Here is a 16609-nt window from a genome sequence, read left to right as displayed (position 1 = left end):
CCAGAGCCAGAGCCAGAGCCAGAGCCAGAGCCAGAGCCAGAGCCAGAGCCAGATGATAGCGAGGAAGACTTTAAGCTTGATGAGCTTGAACTACCGTCGTTAAGTGAGATCCCATCTGAAGCGGCTCAAGAGCTTGCTAACCATGAGTATAATGAAGCGGCCTTCGAAGAGTTGCTTTCCGAGGATAGTGGCAAGCTAGAAGGAAATTTTGATTTTGACTCTCCAGATTCAATAACTTCTGACAGCGCTGGCTTAGATATTGAAGCTATGCTGGAAGTGGGTGGAGAAGATTGGAACGGCTTTAACCTCTCTCCTGACCAGCAGGCTGAGATTACAGATGATATTCCTGAAGATGAACAGGGAATTTGGGATGAAAATAATAGCCCCGAGCAAGCTCAAGTTTTAGATGAAAACTGGGAAGACCAAGGGGAGCTTGAAGACTTCGTTCCAGACGAAAGTGAGTTTAAGTCTATTGACGAATTAATGGCAGAAGTTGATAACGATGAACAACAGGATATCCAAGAAGAAGATCTTCAACTGGATGTGGGCCTAAGTGATTTTCCAGATGTTATTGGTGATACAGGAAATGTTGATGTTGATGATAACTCTGAGGCCGCCGGTAAGCTCGATTTAGCGAAAATATATATTGAAATGAATGATCCTGAGGGAGCAATTAAGTTACTTGAGGAAGCCATTGTTGACGGCAGTGATGAAATTCGTCAAGAGGCTAAAAACTTGATTGATACAATTAATGGTCGAGGGTAAGTGGGAGTGACGGACACTTAGCCTCTTACCATTTTACGTCAAAATGTATATACTCCTCGGCCAACTTTGGAAGAGAGTAGTCCGATGAGAATTGCATTAGGTATTGAGTACAATGGTAGTCAATACTTTGGTTGGCAGCGGCAGAAGGAGGTTCAAAGTGTCCAAGAAAAGCTTGAGCATGCTTTGACTATCGTAGCTAACCATCCGATAGAAGTTCAATGTGCAGGCCGCACTGATGCAGGTGTTCATGGTACTGGGCAAGTTGTTCATTTTGATACAGATTCAAGTAGAAAAATGGTGGCTTGGACTATGGGAGTGAATGCTAATCTTCCCAGTGATATTTGCGTAAGATGGGCCAAAGAAGTCTCTAATGACTTCCATGCGCGTTTTACTGCAACCGCGCGAAGATATAGGTACATCATTTTCAATAGTACTTTACGACCTGGGATCCTATCTTCGGGAGTGAGCCACTATCATGGTGAGCTTGATATCGCTAAAATGCACCAAGCTGGCCAATGTTTACTTGGCGAAAATGATTTTACCTCTTTTCGTGCTGTTCATTGCCAATCTAAAAGCCCTTGGCGAAATGTTATGCACCTAGATGTAACGCGACATGGTCAGTATGTAGTGGTTGATATTAAATCGAATGCATTTGTTCATCATATGGTGCGTAATATCGTTGGTAGTTTGATATGCGTTGGGCGAGGTGAACAACCCCCTGAGTGGATTGATTGGCTGCTTCAAGCTAGAGATCGCAAGCTAGCTGGTGCGACGGCGAAAGCTCAAGGCCTTTATCTAGTCAGTGTGGATTATCCACAACAATTTGAATTGCCTCAATCTCCATTGGGGCCTCTTTTTTTACCAGATGATTTGAACTAAGCTGTAGTAAATTGTCTAATTAATCAGTTCTTTATAGGGTTTGAGAGGTTGCGTAGCAAATAGGTACAACCAGTTTTTTGTCTACACTTGGCATTTAATATGCTTTAATCCTCTCGCGTAAATTGAGAATTTTTGTCCTTCGAGCATATCGGAGGCAAGTTAAAGAAAAGGTCTTCCATGAGTTGGCTTGAAAAGATTTTAGAAAAAAGTAATATCGTTAGCTCTCGCAAAGCATCTATACCTGAAGGGGTATGGACTAAGTGTACCTCATGTGAGCAGGTACTTTATCATGCTGAATTAGAGCGTAACCTAGAAGTATGTCCGAAATGTGACCATCACATGCGTATGTCTGCGCGCCGCCGCTTAGAGACATTTCTCGACGAAAATAATCGAGTTGAGTTAGCAGATGAGTTAGAGCCGCAAGATAAACTGAAGTTTAGAGACTCCAAAAAGTATAAAGATCGTATTTCTGCTGCTCAAAAGAGCAGTGGTGAGAAAGATGCATTAGTTGTGATGAAAGGTGAACTTCTCGGTCAGCCAATTGTTGCTTGTGCATTTGAATTCTCCTTTATGGGGGGGTCTATGGGCTCTGTCGTTGGGGCTCGTTTTGTCCGAGCTGTTGAGGCAGCTATAGAAAATAAATGCGGTTTAGTATGTTTTTCAGCCAGTGGTGGAGCACGTATGCAAGAGGCCTTGATGTCTTTGATGCAAATGGCTAAAACCAGTGCGGCACTAGAGCGTTTATCGAAAAACGGTTTACCATTTATTTCCGTTATGACAGACCCAACTATGGGTGGTGTCTCGGCGAGTTTGGCGATGCTGGGCGATGTGAATATTGGTGAACCTAAAGCACTAATAGGATTTGCTGGCCGTCGTGTTATTGAACAAACAGTACGAGAAGACTTACCAGAAGGCTTCCAGCGTAGTGAGTTCTTACTCGATCACGGTGCGATTGATATGATAGTTGATCGTAGAGAAATGCGTCAGCGTGTTGGTAGCTTGATGGCAAAAATGACCAATAAACCATCACCTTTAGTTGTTTCTATAAATAATTCACAAAATGAAGCCGCTTATTCTGTACCAGAAGCGGGTGAAAAAGGGTAAAGTAGTCACTAACATACAACCTCAATTATTTGGTTAACGTTAGATGAATCACCTTCAAACACCTCAAGCCACATCTCCACTATCGATGTGGCTTGATTATTTGACAAATATCCACACTTCCACCATCGATCTAGGCCTAGACCGTGTTTTGGCCGTCGCTGAACTGGCAAATCTAACCAAGCCTGCTCCAACTATCATTACTGTCGCTGGGACTAATGGCAAGGGTTCAACCTGTGCTTTGATGGAGGCTATACTCCTTGATGCCGGTTACTCTGTAGGTGTATATAGCTCACCACATCTTATCCGTTATAACGAGCGTGTCCGAGTCAATGGACAGGAAATGGCAGATGAGAAACACACTCATGCTTTTGACTTCATTGAAACTGTGCGTGGAGATATCAGTTTAAGCTTTTTTGAATATGGTACATTGGCTGCGTTGCGTATGTTTCAAAAAGAGCGTGTTGATGTTGTTCTACTTGAAGTAGGCTTAGGTGGTCGGTTAGATGCCACTAACGTCGTTGAGCATGATGTTTCTGTCATCACAAGTTTGGCTATCGACCACGTTGACTGGCTTGGTGATGATATTGAAGTGATAGGCTTTGAAAAAGCGGGTATTTATCGTTCTGGGAAGCCGGCCATATGCGGCCAGCCCAAAGCCCCATCGACAGTTGCTGCCCATGCTGATGATATAGGTGCCGAATTATATCAGGTTGGAATCCAGTATAATTACCAAACAGTAGACGAGCACAACTGGCGCTGGAGTCATGGATCTTATTGTTTAGACCAACTTCCTATTCCGTCATTGCCTTTACCAAATGCGGCCACGGCTCTTATGGCTCTAGCGACTGCTAACTTAGATTTATCAGATATCAACATAGTCAAAGGGTTGAAGGCTGCACAGCTTCCGGGAAGGATGCAGGTTCTTCAACATAAGCCTTGTATCATTTTAGACGTAGCGCATAACCCTCATTCTGCTGCCTACTTGGCTGAGCAAATACAGCTTAAATATCCTAACGAGAAAGTTCGGGTTGTTGTGGCAATGCTTCATGATAAAGATATTCAAGCAACGCTTGATACATTATCTTCCGTAGCACAGGACTGGTATCCTGCTTCGTTGATTGGCCCTAGAGCAGCGAGTGCAGATGAACTGTGTCAATTTTTGCCGGATAATGTTGCGAAATTTTCAACTCCGACACTTGCCTTAAAAACGGCGATCAAAGAAGCTGGGGTAGATGATGTTATCCTCGTCGTCGGGTCGTTCCATACGGTAGGGGAAGTGCTTGAGTATTGGCAGAGTCGAGGAGAATAAATGGCCAGTAAGTTTCAAAAACGTTTAATGGGGACCATTGTATTGGTTTCTATTGGGGTTATTGTGTTACCTGATGTACTTGATGGTGAAAAAACGCACTATAAAGAAGGTGTTGCTAGCATTCCAATAAAACCAGAGCTTGATAGCGCGGTTGAGAGCTTTGAAATTCGAGAACCAGTTGAAGAGACTGTTAGTTTGCCGGATAGTCCTGTCGAAGTTGTACAGCAGCCTCAATCACCTTCGACTGAGGTTAAAGGGCAGGTAACTGTATCGAAAAAAGACACCCCAAATCAAAATGCCTATGTTGATAGTGCATGGATTATTCAGCTAATGGCATTGAAGAATGCAGAAAACGCAAAAAATGTAGTGAAAGATCTGCAAAAAAGAGGGTATCAGGCACATGCTAAGCTCGAAAATGGCTTTACGCGAGTGATTGTTGGCCCAGACGTATCAAAGAGTAAACTTGAGCGCCAGCTCGTAGAGTTGGATAAAATTACAGGCTCAAAAGGCCAACTGCTCAAATTTAAACCGTTAAATCCATAAGAAAACGTTTGCGTCAGCGTTTTTTCTGTTAAAATGCGCGCCAACTTAAGATGTTAGAACCGATGAATTCATTAGATATTGTCATTTTAAGTGTGATCGGCCTATCGGCGGTGATCAGTTTAGTTCGTGGCTTTGCAAAAGAAGCATTGTCGTTAGTTATTTGGTTTGGGGCATTTTTTATAGCCAGCCAGTACTATGCTAAGTTAGCAGTGTACTTTTCCAATATACAAGACGACATGTTTCGTAACGGAGCAGCGATAGCCGTATTGTTTGTTTCGACACTTGTTGTAGGCGCTATAGTTAACTATGTTATTGCCCAACTCGTACAGAAGACTGGTTTGTCTGGAACAGACAGAGTATTAGGTGTTGTTTTTGGTGGCTTGAGAGGTGTGCTCATTGTTTCCGCTGCGCTGTTTTTTATGGATACGTTTACCTCGTTTTCAGATTCAGAGTGGTGGAAAGGCTCGCAGTTGGTACCGGAGTTTAGCCGTATTATTGCGCCTTTCTTTGAGCATATACAAGCTACGTCGAGTTTCTTATCTGGTGCACGATAGCGCACCAGCCATTGTCGCAAATCGAGGGTTAGGACATGTGTGGTATTGTTGGAATCGTGGGTGCAACGCCTGTAAACCAGTCTATTTATGACGCATTGACTGTGTTGCAGCACCGTGGCCAAGATGCCGCGGGTATTTGTACCATAGAAAGCAATCGTTTTCGTCTAAGGAAAGCGAATGGTTTAGTAAAAGATGTGTTTGAAGCTAAGCACATGCAACGCCTTCAAGGGACGGTAGGTATAGGTCATGTGCGTTACCCAACTGCTGGTAGCTCTAGTGCTTCAGAAGCACAACCTTTCTATGTCAACTCCCCATTTGGAATTACTCTTGCTCATAATGGAAATCTCACTAACGCTGCAGAGGTGCGTGAGAAATTATTTGAGAAAGATCGTCGTCATGTGAACACAACCTCAGATTCTGAAGTTTTGCTCAATGTCCTGGCTCACGAAATTGACACGGTTAAAGGCAACGTGACTGCAGAAGATGTGTTTCGAGCTGTCACTAATGTGCACCGTACCATCAAGGGTGCATATGCGGTTTCCGCTATGGTGATAGGCCACGGTATGATTGCGTTCCGTGACCCTAATGGAATTCGTCCTCTTTGCTTAGGAAAGCGTGAGGTTGGCGGCCATCAAGAGTATATGATTGCCTCAGAGTCGGTTGCTCTCGATGCGGTTGGGTTTGATTTTGTGCGTGATCTAGCACCTGGTGAAGCTATCTATGCAACATTTGATGGACAGCTACACACTAAGCAATGCGCGGATAATCCTGCACTTAATCCTTGCATATTCGAGTTTGTATATTTTGCGCGTCCAGACTCTTTTATCGACAAAATCTCCGTATACAGTGCTCGTGTTGAAATGGGTAAAAAGCTTGGTGCTCGTATTCACGAAGATTTCAGCCATCTGGATATTGATGTGGTAATTCCGATACCGGAAACATCATGTGATATTGCCCTGCAAATTGCTCAGGCTATTGATAAACCTTATCGTCAGGGGTTCGTGAAAAACCGTTATGTTGGTAGAACCTTCATAATGCCAGGTCAACAGCAACGTAAAAAGTCTGTCCGTCGCAAGCTCAACGCGATCCGTTCTGAGTTTAAAGACAAAAATGTATTGCTTGTTGATGACTCTATTGTTCGAGGAACTACCTCGGAACAAATTATTGAGATGGCGAGAGAATCAGGAGCGAAAAAAGTGTTTATGGTCTCTGCTGCACCAGAGGTTCGTTTCCCTAACGTGTACGGCATTGATATGCCAAGCGCTAATGAATTAATTGCACATGGTCGTGATAATGATGCGATTTGTAAGCAGATAGGTGCGGATGAGCTTATTTTTCAGACCTTAGAAGACTTGATTTCCGCAGTTGGCATGGGGAATACCGATATAACCAAATTCGATGCTTCAGTTTTCAATGGTGATTATGTTACCGGTGACATTGATCAGAAATACCTCGATTTCTTGGAGTCACTGCGTAGCGATGATGCGAAAGTCCAGCGAGAAATTCAGCAAGATCTTGCTAACTTAGAGCTGCATAATGAAGGAGCTTAGCTCTTAATATCGTATTTGGTCGTAAAATAGGCTGATGTGTTTACATCAGCCTTTTTGCGTATTTTAAGAGGCTTGTGATTTATAAAACTGGGCTAACACAAATATACTTGCTGCGCTGATGACCACTGAGGGGCCAGCAGGAGTGTCATAGTTCCAAGACATACTCAAGCCTAATAAAACGGCAATGGCACCTAGGCAAGAGGCGATTATTGCCATTTGTTCAGGTGTCCGAGCAAAACGCCTTGCTGTAGCTGCCGGTATAATTAGCAATGAGGTCATGATTAGTGCGCCAACGAATTTCATCCCAATGGCAATGACTAAGCCGACCAAAATCATGAGTACCAACTGCATTAGCTCGACATTGTGCCCTTCAACGGCTGCAAGCTCTTCACTTACTGTCGTTGCGAGCAAAGACTGCCAAAAATAATAAAGCACGCCACAAATAACGATAACACCGGAGAAAATATAGATAAGGTCTTCTGGTGTTACGGCCAGCAAATCACCGAATAAATAGCTCATCAAATCAATTCTTACATTGTCAAGAAAGCTTACAGCGACGAGCCCCAAAGAAAGAGCGCTGTGTGCCAATATTCCTAGTAATGTGTCCGTTGCAACCAATTTTTGCCTTTGCAAAGTTACTAAGATGAATGCTAAAGCTAAGCAGCAAACTGTTAAAGCCAAATAAAGATTTATATCGAGCAAAAAACCTAAAGCTAGTCCCATTAGTGAGGCGTGAGCCAAGGTGTCTCCGAAGTATGCCATTTTTCGCCACACCACAAAGGAACCAAGAGGACCTGCGATAATGGCAATACCAAGTCCAGCAAGAATAGAAGGCAATAAAAATTCAATCATGATGGTGACCGTGTGAATGGTTTGAACAAGTAGCTGCCTCACCTGAAACAGGTTCGCCGGCGAGGTCATGGTGATGGTGGCTGTGTTGGTGATGATAAAATGCCAGAGATTCGCTTTTGGCAGCACCAAATAAAGCAATATAGCTAGGGTGTTTGGTTATATCGGCTGGAGCTCCGGAGCAGCAAATATGGTGGTGTAAACAAATTACGTCATCGGTTTTAGCCATAACTAAATGTAAATCGTGAGAGACCATAAAAACGGCACATTGAAAACGATGGCGTATAGTGTCAATAAGATCGTATAGATCAATCTGTCCTTGAACATCGACGCCTTGAGCTGGTTCGTCAAGGACAAGTAAATCTGGTCGTTGAAGAAGAGCTCTTGCAAGCAAAACGCGCTGACATTCCCCTCCGGATAGGGAGTGCATACTGGCTTTGATTAGGTGCTCAGCACCAACTAAGTTAAGCGCTTCTCTTAATTCTTGAATACTGTATTTTCCCGCGAGCTTCATAAAACGTTGAACACTTAAAGGAAGAGACTCGTTGAGTTTGAGCTTCTGTGGAACATAGCCCACTCTTAAGCCCTTAACTTTGGTGACACTGCCTTTGTATTGCTTTTGAAGCCCTAAAAGTACCTTAACTAGGGTGGACTTTCCGGCACCATTTGGACCGATTAAAGTGGTGATTTCACCTTTTTTTATGGTAAGGCTGACCTGATCTAGGATTTTACGTTCTCCAAATTGAACGCATACATGCTGGAGTTCGACCAGTGCCGACATAGATAAGACTCATTTGCAAAAAACTATTGTTATAATGTAACATCTGTCAAACTTTAACACCATAGATGAGTGATATTGACTTATGAAATTTCTTGTTCCCTTATTATCTTTATTGGTTATGACTAGTGTCAATGCGAGCCAAGTTTTGACCAGTATTAAGCCTATTCAGATGATTGCTTTTGAAATTACTAGAGGAATTTCTAATCCTGAGGTTTTGCTAGATTCAACGACGTCTCCGCACGATTATGCGCTAAAACCTTCGGATGTTAAACGTTTAAAGCAAGCTGATCTTGTCGTATGGTATGGCCATGATTTAGAGCCTTTTTTAGCCAAAGTACTGGAAGGTCGTCAAAATACTCTGACGATTAGTAAGATAAATGAGTTAGACCTTAGGGCATTTGCACCAGAAGATCATCATCATGATGGTCACGATCATGGTAACCACGATCCCCATGTTTGGCTTGGCTTAAAACAAAGTGCTCAAGTAGCTAAGGCTTTGAGTGAAAAGCTTGCACTCATAGATCCTAAAAATGAAAGTGTTTATCAGTCGAACTATAAAAGTTTTGTTAATAAACTCGAAGAGCAGTCTAAGAAATGGCGCACACAGTTAGAGCCAGTAAAAGAAGTTGGGTACTACGTATTTCATGATGCATATGGCTATTTTGAGCAAGACTACGGTCTTAATCATATTGGAGAGTTTACTGTGAGTCCGGATAGAAAGCCGGGTGCGAAGACGCTGATTGATATCAAAACGAAGCTATCAAAAGGAGATGCGAAATGTGTATTCTCAGAGCCTCAGTTTTCGCCCGCTGTGATAGATTCAGTAACTAGAGGAAGTCTTGCGAGAAAAGGAGAGCTAGATCCACTCGGCACTGAAACAAAAGTTGGCGCTGATAGTTACTTTAATTTTATTCAATCTATCACTGATAGTTTTGTCGCATGTTTAAGTAATCAGAGTGAATGATAGTGTTATTTCGAAACACAGCCTGATATCAGCTTTCTCGAAGTTTGTTATTAGGCAAGTGTTTTTTGAATCAATATCTTGTTTCTGGCTCCCAAATACGATACTTTCTACAGAATGATTAATTAAGTAAATGATTAATTAGTGATTAATAAATTAAAATCCCAAGTTTTGGTTTGGGGTTTTACTCCAATGGATGTGGTAATTGCGCAAAGGAATGTGCGGTGAAAAGGGCAATTTGCTTTTTAGTACTCTCACTTTTAGTTCGCCTTACCCTGGCAGAGGAGCGGTTTTCTCCACTGCTATACCCGATACAAACACAGACAAAAGGTCAGTTGTTTGTTGCCAAGTCACTCTTCCCTAATGAAACAGACGGCCTTTGGTTCCAAGATCAGAATGACAAACTGTTTTTCTTTGATGGGCAAAACGTTTTACCTAATTTTGATTTGAACCTTGAAGTACAGCCTAACCAGCTAGCTTTTTTGGATCATACATTTTGGCTTTCTCTAGGCCATGAAGTTTATCGTTTTCTTCCAGGGCAAACTGAACAGTTAGTATTCAGTCTTTCGCCAGGCTCAGAAATTGGAAGCATCGGTGTTTCAGGACGTTATATATGGGTTGCTGACCAGTCGGTTTTTTATACCTATCAAGGTGACAGTAAGGCTTTTTCTTCGTACTCACTTGGTAAGCTAGAACAATACAGTCAGTTTTCTGACTTAAAAGTTAATGATGCTAAGTTAACTGATGTTGGCTGGGTACTAGCGACTAATAATGGCCTTTATATATCAGACTCGCAAACAGATAGCTTTAAGCGCTTTGTTAACTTTGATACAAAAAATATTACCACCCTTTATTACTCTTCAGCTCGTCAAGAACTAGTGGTTGGTACCGATATCGGTGCTTTTATCATTGATTTACAACAGCCTGATTTATCGAGCTATCAAGTATCATACCACCATGTATTGAGTCTGACAGGAGCATCAAGAGGTTATTGGATAGGAACCAGTGGTGGTTTAGAGATTCTCTCTTTTGCCAACACCACACACGCATTAAGCCAAGTGAATCATTTTGGGGGGCAGAAAATATATTCTGTTATTTATACCAAACAAGGTGAGATTTGGGTTGCTAGTGACTCAGGTATTTATTTCTTCTCAGAGTTTTCCCGTTCTTTCAATCGATTATCCAGTTTTTTGTTAGCTGAAGGATTAACAAAGGAAAAGCTCATTCGTTTTAAACAAGCCAGTCAGGAAAATAGCTTTTGGCTAGTGACGAGTCTTGGTCTGCGTAAATTTTTGATCGATAACCCCAACTCAAGCCAACTTGTATTTGAAGGACAGGTTAACGATGCTGTTGAGCTTAACGGCACGCTTTGGGTAACTACCGATAAAGGGGTTTTATCTCTCGATAGCTCCTCTGGCGCTCAACTTAGAGGTGAGTTACCAATTTTTATGCAAGCTCTTTCTGCCGATCTTCTAGCCATCGATCAAGATGAAGGTATATGGGGAGCAGATGAGAATCGTATTTGGCGCTATGACACTGTAAGTGGTGAGCTGCTGCAGTTTGCTTCGGAGTGGATGACTAACGGAAAGCCACATGCTCAACTAAATCATATGAGCGTAGACAAAAATAATAAATTGGTATTAGGTACAGATCATGGTGTCTACGTTGTTAATAATGGTCAAGTTCACTATATTAATGGATCAGATAAGTTTGGCCCTATAGTTAGTATTTCTGAGATTGAACTAGGATATTTTGCAGTTGCAGGCCGTTTTAGCGGGTTCATTCTCGATGTAAATACATTACAGCTTCAAACACTAAGTACAGTGAACCCTAATTTGTCTTTGAAGTGTTTGGCCAGCATTAGAGGTGAGTTTTGGTTAAGCTCCACGGTCGGTTTGACACGATATGATTCTAGTGGGCAGATTCTTCAACATTACGGCGAGCCTTTTGGCTTGGTTGATAATGAACTTCAGGCAGGACTTTGTGCTTCTGGTACAGCATTTAACCGTGAAAGCCTTTTTCTTGGTTCAAAAGAAGATTTGATTGTTGTTGATATTGAAAATCTTACGGTTGGCTCTGTTCCAAAGAGTCGAATCATCTTAAGTGAAGTTAAAATCAATCAATCTCGGTACTCTTTAGGTGGCGTATTAGCGGCCCCACACGCCGAATTTGGTGACTCACTTTCTTTTCAATTTGGTGCTCTTCCTAATGTGAGTGAGCTAAGGCTTGAATACCGTTTGAGTCAAAATGACAATTGGATACAACTTCCAGGGTTTTCTTTAACACTTGCTCATTCTTTGCCAGGGCATCATGTATTGGAAGTTAGAGGTGTAGTTAATGGTTCAGCGGTAACCGATATAGAAAAGTTGGTTTTTTCTGTGGATGTACCTTGGTATATGGGTGGATATGCTGCTCTATGTTATCTACTGATATTTATCGCTTTTGTGGTGGGCTTGATAAATTGGCGTTCTCGTTTAGCCGTCAAAACAAACAGAATTCTCAAATCACAAGTCGCACTTAAAACCAATCAATTACGTCATCAAAGCAGAATCCTTTTAACCAACAATGAGCATTTGAGAAAGCAATTGCAAGTCCGTCGTATTCTTTATCGGCAATTGATAGAAGATTTGAAAGGAAGAATGAAGGACTTTTCATTGAAGATTGTGACTGACGATAAGAAGGGTAAGCAGCAGCTCTATCGCTACGTTAATCATGAGCTAGATTTACTTCTTAATTATAGAGCTATGAGTAGTGGCACATTACCTGCGTATAGTTTATCTCTAATCGTTAAGTCTGTTCTTGATGGATGGCAAGAAGAGATCAGTAATGCAGGCTTGTCTATTGAGGCAGACTTAGAACACAGTGAAAATTTATACGTTACTCTTTATATTGCAAATTTAGACCGCGTATTTAACTTGCTTGTTGATCATTTAATTCAACGTTGTGTTAAAGGGCAAAAAATTCACATGACATACCGCTATGAAAAAGAGAGTGTCGTGTTTTCTATGTCAGAAAGTGTTCAGGATTCCGATGACGCTCTGCTTCGTTATCCCCAGGTGTGGAATGAAATCGAGACCTTAGTAAAAGAAAGTGGTGGAACTTTGCATCGATATATTTCTGGTGAGTATCACCGAACAGAATTTACATGGCCTAGAAGTGAACAGCCTGATGAAAACTCCATAATTCGTTTTATAGAATCAAGCTTTCCGGCTCTAAATCCAAGTAATCAGTGGCTAAAAAAACTGCAAGATCTGGTTATTAACAACTACTCTGATTCTGAATTTGGGACGTCGGTAGCTGCTAAGCAGATGTATATGTCAGAGCGTAGTTTACAACGTAGGTTCAAATCTGCTACTGAACGAACCTTCACGGATTACTTGACTGAAATTCGTTTGGACTACGCATGCCGTCGTCTTCTTGATGGACAAAAGGTATCTGATGTCGCGTTTGAATGTGGGTTCAATGACCCATCGTATTTTAGCCAGCGGTTTAGACACAGGTTCGGCGTGTCGCCAACTCAATTTGTCGAAGCACAAGACTAATGCTGTTACGTCTGATTCAACAAAAACGATTTAAATCGTTACTCCTCATAATGTTCTAAAAGAACTTCATAAATAATGATATTTAATTCATTAACTTAACTTTTTAATCTAGTATTTGTAGCTTGTTCAAGCATCAGATAACTCTGAAGTGAGAAGCATTTTGCAGTTGCTTAGGTGTAGGATTCTGGCATGATGCGTAAAAAATTACGTGGTATAGCCGGGGGACTATACCACGGGTGTCAATGACACCTTCGCTTGCTGCCGGAGTGGTGCGGGTTGCACCACCTCTGGAATTGTCATCAGGGGTATTCCCTGTTGACTTGGTTAACTATAATGCTAGGTCATTGTTTTACTTATAAAATTAACGCCAAGCTGATATTACAAAAGCGACAGTTTATCTAGTTTGTTGATATTTAATGTTTTTTTTTAAGATTTGATTTGTTATTTGAATGAAAACAACAAGAATAGAACACTAAATCTTATACTTTTTAACGTAATTAACGGCTGTGGATTAACGTAAATAACGTTGCAAATCTGCAATGTTTGATTTCGGACAAGATTTACAAAATTTACACAAGTTAAGATCGAAAGTCTTAATGCTAATATTTCTCATTTTTATCTTTAATTGGCCTCTTTTATGAAATTGTCACACTTAAGCCAAGGGCAGAAAGCAAGGATTACTGGGTTTTCACAGTTATCAAACGATGTTAGAAAAAAGCTCATGGTTATGGGGTTGTTGCCTAACACACCAGTTACCCTTATCCGTAAAGCACCTATGGGGGATCCACTTCAAGTGGAGGTCAGAGGAGTGTCTCTTGCAGTAAGAACAAAGATTGCAGACTCAATAGTGGTGGAGATTAAATGATGCAGTATCAAATCCTCACTGTTGGAAATCCAAATAGTGGCAAGACAACGTTATTTAATGGTTTGACTGGTTCAAAGCAACAAGTTGGTAACTGGGCAGGAGTGACGGTCGAAAAGAAAACGGGTCGATATACTCATTCTGGGGATGAATTTTTTCTTACTGATCTTCCAGGCATTTATGCCCTTGATAGCGGTAATGACGGAAACAGTATTGACGAGTCCATTGCTTCTAGGGCTGTTTTGACTCATCCAGCAGATTTAATTATTAATGTTGTAGATGCGACCTGCTTAGAGCGCAGTTTGTACATGACACTTCAACTGCGAGAATTGGGTCGACCCATGCTGGTTGTCCTAAACAAGATGGATGCCCTAAAGCGTGAGCGTCAAACCATAGATGTCAAAGCATTAGAAAAAATGCTCGGTTGTCCGGTTTTTGCCTTGTCAGCGAATGATCGTGGCCAAGTTCAGCGCTTTAAAGAGCACTTGCACAAAACACTGGTTTTGGGTGTTGCTTTAGAGGAGCTGGATATTACCTACCCTGAGGTGTTTGAAAATGCGATTGATAGTATTCAATCGATATTCCAAGATCATGAGCAAGCATCTCCTAGGGCTTTATCCATTCGTGGACTAGAAAATGATCTATTGGTACTGAATGCCTTAACGGCAGAAGACAGAAATCGAGTCACTCAAGCTCAGAAAGCGCTCGAAATTGATATCGATTTATTAGTGGCTGACACCAAATACACCTTTTTGCATCAGCAATGCAAGCGAGTACGCAGGGCAGAAGGCAAGCTTAGCCATAGCTTTACTGAAAAAGTGGATAGCATCATTCTCAATAAATGGATTGGTGTTCCATTCTTTTTTGTTGTCATGTATCTAATGTTTATGTTTTCCATCAACATAGGTAGTGCTTTTATCGACTTCTTTGATATTGGTGTTGGAGCACTATTGGTTGATGGTGGTCACTACTTATTGGATGATCATTTACCCGTGTGGCTAGTCACTTTGATAGCTGATGGCGTTGGTGGTGGTATTCAAACAGTTGCTACCTTTATCCCCGTGATTGCTTGTCTCTATTTGTTCCTCGCGTTATTGGAAAGTTCGGGCTACATGTCTCGAGCTGCTTTTGTTTTAGATAAAGTGATGCAAAAGGTAGGGCTTCCTGGTAAAGCCTTTGTGCCTCTGGTGCTGGGTTTTGGTTGTAATGTACCAGCGATTATGGCAACGAGGACTTTAGACCAAGAGCGTGAAAGAAAGCTCGCTGCTTCGATGGCGCCCTTTATGTCGTGCGGTGCGCGTCTTCCGGTTTATGCGCTATTTGCTGCTGCCTTTTTTCCACAAAGTGGTCAGAATGTCGTGTTTGCTCTCTATCTTCTTGGTATTGCGGCGGCTGTATTTACTGGCTTTATTCTCAAACGTACACTTTATCCCGGTTCCAGCGATAGCTTGGTAATGGAGATGCCAGACTATGAACTCCCTACTGTACAAAATGTGCTGCTCAAAACATGGCAAAAGCTTAAACGGTTCGTTTTAGGGGCCGGAAAAACGATTGTAGTCGTCGTTACCATTTTAAGCTTCCTCAACTCCTTGGGTACTGATGGTACATTTGGTAATCAAGATAGCGAGAAGTCGGTGTTATCCAGAGTCTCTCAAGCAGTGACCCCCGTTTTTGCTCCTATTGGTGTCGAAAAAGATAATTGGCCCGCTACAGTAGGTATTATTACTGGTATCTTTGCTAAGGAAGCGGTGGTTGGCACGTTAAATAATTTATATGCGCCAACAGAGGAGGGTGAAGCGGAATTTGACTTGATTTCTAGCCTCAAAGAAGCCGTTATGTCGATACCTGAGAATTTGGCCGATTTGAGCTATTCAGACCCTCTAGGTATTGAAGTAGGGGATTTAACAGACAGCTCTGTTGTTGCTGAAGAGCAAGAGGTCGATGCGTCTATTTTTGGTAACCTTAACCAGCGTTTTGTCTCTAGTCATGCGGCTTTTGCCTACCTGATCTTTATTCTGCTTTACACGCCGTGTGTGGCCGCTATGGGGGCTTATGTTCGTGAATTTGGACATAAATTTGCACGCTTTATCGCCCTATGGACTATGGGACTTGCTTATGGTGGTGCAGCGCTTTATTACCAAGCAACGCATTTTTCACAGGCTCCTATGGCTAGTTCAATATGGATTAGCAGCATATTGTTGGTGTGTATGTTAACTTATCGAGCCTTAAAATTTGTCGGCAAAAAGCAACAAACATTGGAGGCGCAGGTAGGATGATTTTGCAAGCCCTCAAGTCATATATCGCAGAACAAGGCTGTGTAAGTCAGAAATCTCTTGCTAAGAAGTTTGCTATGAGTGAGGACGGTGTTGATGCCATGCTGCAAGTTTGGATAAGAAAAGGCGTGATCTCTCGATTAGTCGATACCAATAGTGCTAAAAAAATTACCCGAGTTAGATATTCCTTAACTGGTACAGGTGGCTTGTCGCTTACGGTAACAATGTAAAAAAAGCCGCTGGTAACAGCGGCTTTTTTAATCTTTTTTAAATAACTTACTTAGTGATAAAACATTCTGAATCTTAGTCAGCATTGCTTTTTGTTCACTCTCACAGCGCATCTTTCCCTCTGTGTTGCCCCATATTGGACCAGGCCATGCAATATCTGTTTTATAGCGTGCTATGTGATGAACGTGCAGCTGAGGGACCATATTACCTAGTGCGCCCAAATTGAGTTTGTCAGGTTGAAAAATAGCTTCTAATGCCTGACTTACCGTTTGAGATTCAAGCAGAAATTGCTGCTGATCTTGGATTGGTAAGTGGTGCAACTCTTTGGCATTTTCTCTCTTTGGTACAAGAATGACCGTAAGCTGGCGGTGAGCCCCATTTAACTGAAAGCTGGCACCGACTAAAAATA

15 protein-coding genes are annotated in these 16609 nt (G+C 41.9%); 12 read left to right on the top strand and 3 right to left on the bottom strand.

The annotated features are described in order from the left end of the window. From AAFM34_RS17360 to purF, 7 genes are all read left to right on the top strand, one after another. A partial coding sequence (locus tag AAFM34_RS17360) for a FimV/HubP family polar landmark protein (protein ID WP_341664975.1) occupies window positions 1-765 on the top strand: 765 nt, incomplete at its 5' end. Window positions 766-849: 84 nt separating this feature from the next. After that, window positions 850-1644: a tRNA pseudouridine(38-40) synthase TruA gene (gene truA, locus AAFM34_RS17355; RefSeq protein WP_341664973.1), complete on the top strand. Its 795-nt coding sequence runs from the start codon at window positions 850-852 to the stop codon at window positions 1642-1644. Between the two features lie 177 nt (window positions 1645-1821). Continuing rightward, on the top strand, window positions 1822-2748 hold the full coding sequence (gene accD / locus AAFM34_RS17350; RefSeq protein ID WP_341664971.1) for an acetyl-CoA carboxylase, carboxyltransferase subunit beta: 927 nt from the start codon (window positions 1822-1824) through the stop codon (window positions 2746-2748). A 43-nt stretch (window positions 2749-2791) separates the two neighbouring features. Continuing rightward, complete coding sequence (gene folC / locus AAFM34_RS17345) at window positions 2792-4057, top strand: bifunctional tetrahydrofolate synthase/dihydrofolate synthase (RefSeq protein WP_341664970.1); 1266 nt, start codon at window positions 2792-2794, stop codon at window positions 4055-4057. Beyond that, a complete protein-coding gene (locus AAFM34_RS17340) occupies window positions 4058-4600 on the top strand; it encodes an SPOR domain-containing protein (RefSeq protein WP_341664968.1) in 543 nt (180 codons plus the stop codon). Between the two features lie 62 nt (window positions 4601-4662). Next, entirely contained in the window at window positions 4663-5154 is a 492-nt protein-coding gene (locus AAFM34_RS17335) for a CvpA family protein (RefSeq protein WP_341664966.1), read from the top strand. Between the two features lie 35 nt (window positions 5155-5189). Further along, window positions 5190-6704: an amidophosphoribosyltransferase gene (gene purF / locus AAFM34_RS17330; RefSeq protein WP_341664964.1), complete on the top strand. Its 1515-nt coding sequence runs from the start codon at window positions 5190-5192 to the stop codon at window positions 6702-6704. A gap of 63 nt (window positions 6705-6767) precedes the next feature. On the opposite strand, the gene znuB is transcribed toward purF, so the two are convergent. Beyond that, the gene (gene znuB, locus AAFM34_RS17325) at window positions 6768-7556 is read right to left on the bottom strand and encodes a zinc ABC transporter permease subunit ZnuB (protein ID WP_341664962.1); all 789 of its coding nucleotides are present in this window, start codon (window positions 7554-7556) and stop codon (window positions 6768-6770) included. Continuing rightward, window positions 7549-8334: a zinc ABC transporter ATP-binding protein ZnuC gene (znuC, locus tag AAFM34_RS17320; RefSeq protein ID WP_341664960.1), complete on the bottom strand. Its 786-nt coding sequence runs from the start codon at window positions 8332-8334 to the stop codon at window positions 7549-7551. The genes znuB and znuC overlap by 8 nt, the downstream gene beginning before the upstream one ends. 82 nt (window positions 8335-8416) lie before the next feature. Here znuC and AAFM34_RS17315 point away from each other — a divergent pair, with 82 nt between their 5' ends. From AAFM34_RS17315 to AAFM34_RS17295, 5 genes are all read left to right on the top strand, one after another. Continuing rightward, a complete protein-coding gene (locus tag AAFM34_RS17315; protein WP_341664958.1) occupies window positions 8417-9298 on the top strand; it encodes a metal ABC transporter solute-binding protein, Zn/Mn family in 882 nt (293 codons plus the stop codon). 221 nt (window positions 9299-9519) lie between these two features. Next, window positions 9520-12837, top strand: a complete 3318-nt coding sequence (locus AAFM34_RS17310; RefSeq protein WP_341664956.1) for a helix-turn-helix domain-containing protein — start codon at window positions 9520-9522, stop codon at window positions 12835-12837. A 637-nt stretch (window positions 12838-13474) separates the two neighbouring features. Next, complete coding sequence (locus tag AAFM34_RS17305) at window positions 13475-13702, top strand: FeoA family protein (RefSeq protein ID WP_341664954.1); 228 nt, start codon at window positions 13475-13477, stop codon at window positions 13700-13702. Beyond that, a complete protein-coding gene (feoB, locus tag AAFM34_RS17300) occupies window positions 13702-15975 on the top strand; it encodes a Fe(2+) transporter permease subunit FeoB (protein ID WP_341664977.1) in 2274 nt (757 codons plus the stop codon). The genes AAFM34_RS17305 and feoB overlap by 1 nt, the downstream gene beginning before the upstream one ends. Next, window positions 15972-16202, top strand: coding sequence for a FeoC-like transcriptional regulator (locus tag AAFM34_RS17295; protein WP_341664952.1), 231 nt, complete (start codon window positions 15972-15974; stop codon window positions 16200-16202). The genes feoB and AAFM34_RS17295 overlap by 4 nt, the downstream gene beginning before the upstream one ends. A 27-nt stretch (window positions 16203-16229) precedes the next feature. Here the strand turns inward: AAFM34_RS17295 and AAFM34_RS17290 are convergent. Then, a partial coding sequence (locus AAFM34_RS17290) for an HIT family protein (protein WP_341664950.1) occupies window positions 16230-16609 on the bottom strand: 380 nt, incomplete at its 5' end.

Origin of the sequence: Vibrio sp. (genome assembly GCF_038138445.1) — a bacterium.
Lineage (GTDB): Bacteria > Pseudomonadota > Gammaproteobacteria > Enterobacterales > Vibrionaceae > Vibrio.
This window is presented reverse-complemented; position numbering and strand designations above follow the sequence as displayed.

What these genes read in the sequence shown, in the direction of transcription:
- truA (WP_341664973.1), top strand. Translation starts at nt 850, where the DNA reads ATGAGAATTGCATTAGGTATTGAGTACAATGGTAGTCAATACTTTGGT.
- accD (WP_341664971.1), top strand. Translation starts at nt 1,822, where the DNA reads ATGAGTTGGCTTGAAAAGATTTTAGAAAAAAGTAATATCGTTAGCTCT.
- folC (WP_341664970.1), top strand. Translation starts at nt 2,792, where the DNA reads ATGAATCACCTTCAAACACCTCAAGCCACATCTCCACTATCGATGTGG.
- AAFM34_RS17340 (WP_341664968.1), top strand. Translation starts at nt 4,058, where the DNA reads ATGGCCAGTAAGTTTCAAAAACGTTTAATGGGGACCATTGTATTGGTT.
- AAFM34_RS17335 (WP_341664966.1), top strand. Translation starts at nt 4,663, where the DNA reads ATGAATTCATTAGATATTGTCATTTTAAGTGTGATCGGCCTATCGGCG.
- purF (WP_341664964.1), top strand. Translation starts at nt 5,190, where the DNA reads ATGTGTGGTATTGTTGGAATCGTGGGTGCAACGCCTGTAAACCAGTCT.
- znuB (WP_341664962.1), bottom strand. Translation starts at nt 7,556, where the DNA reads ATGATTGAATTTTTATTGCCTTCTATTCTTGCTGGACTTGGTATTGCC.
- znuC (WP_341664960.1), bottom strand. Translation starts at nt 8,334, where the DNA reads ATGTCGGCACTGGTCGAACTCCAGCATGTATGCGTTCAATTTGGAGAA.
- AAFM34_RS17315 (WP_341664958.1), top strand. Translation starts at nt 8,417, where the DNA reads ATGAAATTTCTTGTTCCCTTATTATCTTTATTGGTTATGACTAGTGTC.
- AAFM34_RS17305 (WP_341664954.1), top strand. Translation starts at nt 13,475, where the DNA reads ATGAAATTGTCACACTTAAGCCAAGGGCAGAAAGCAAGGATTACTGGG.
- feoB (WP_341664977.1), top strand. Translation starts at nt 13,702, where the DNA reads ATGCAGTATCAAATCCTCACTGTTGGAAATCCAAATAGTGGCAAGACA.
- AAFM34_RS17295 (WP_341664952.1), top strand. Translation starts at nt 15,972, where the DNA reads ATGATTTTGCAAGCCCTCAAGTCATATATCGCAGAACAAGGCTGTGTA.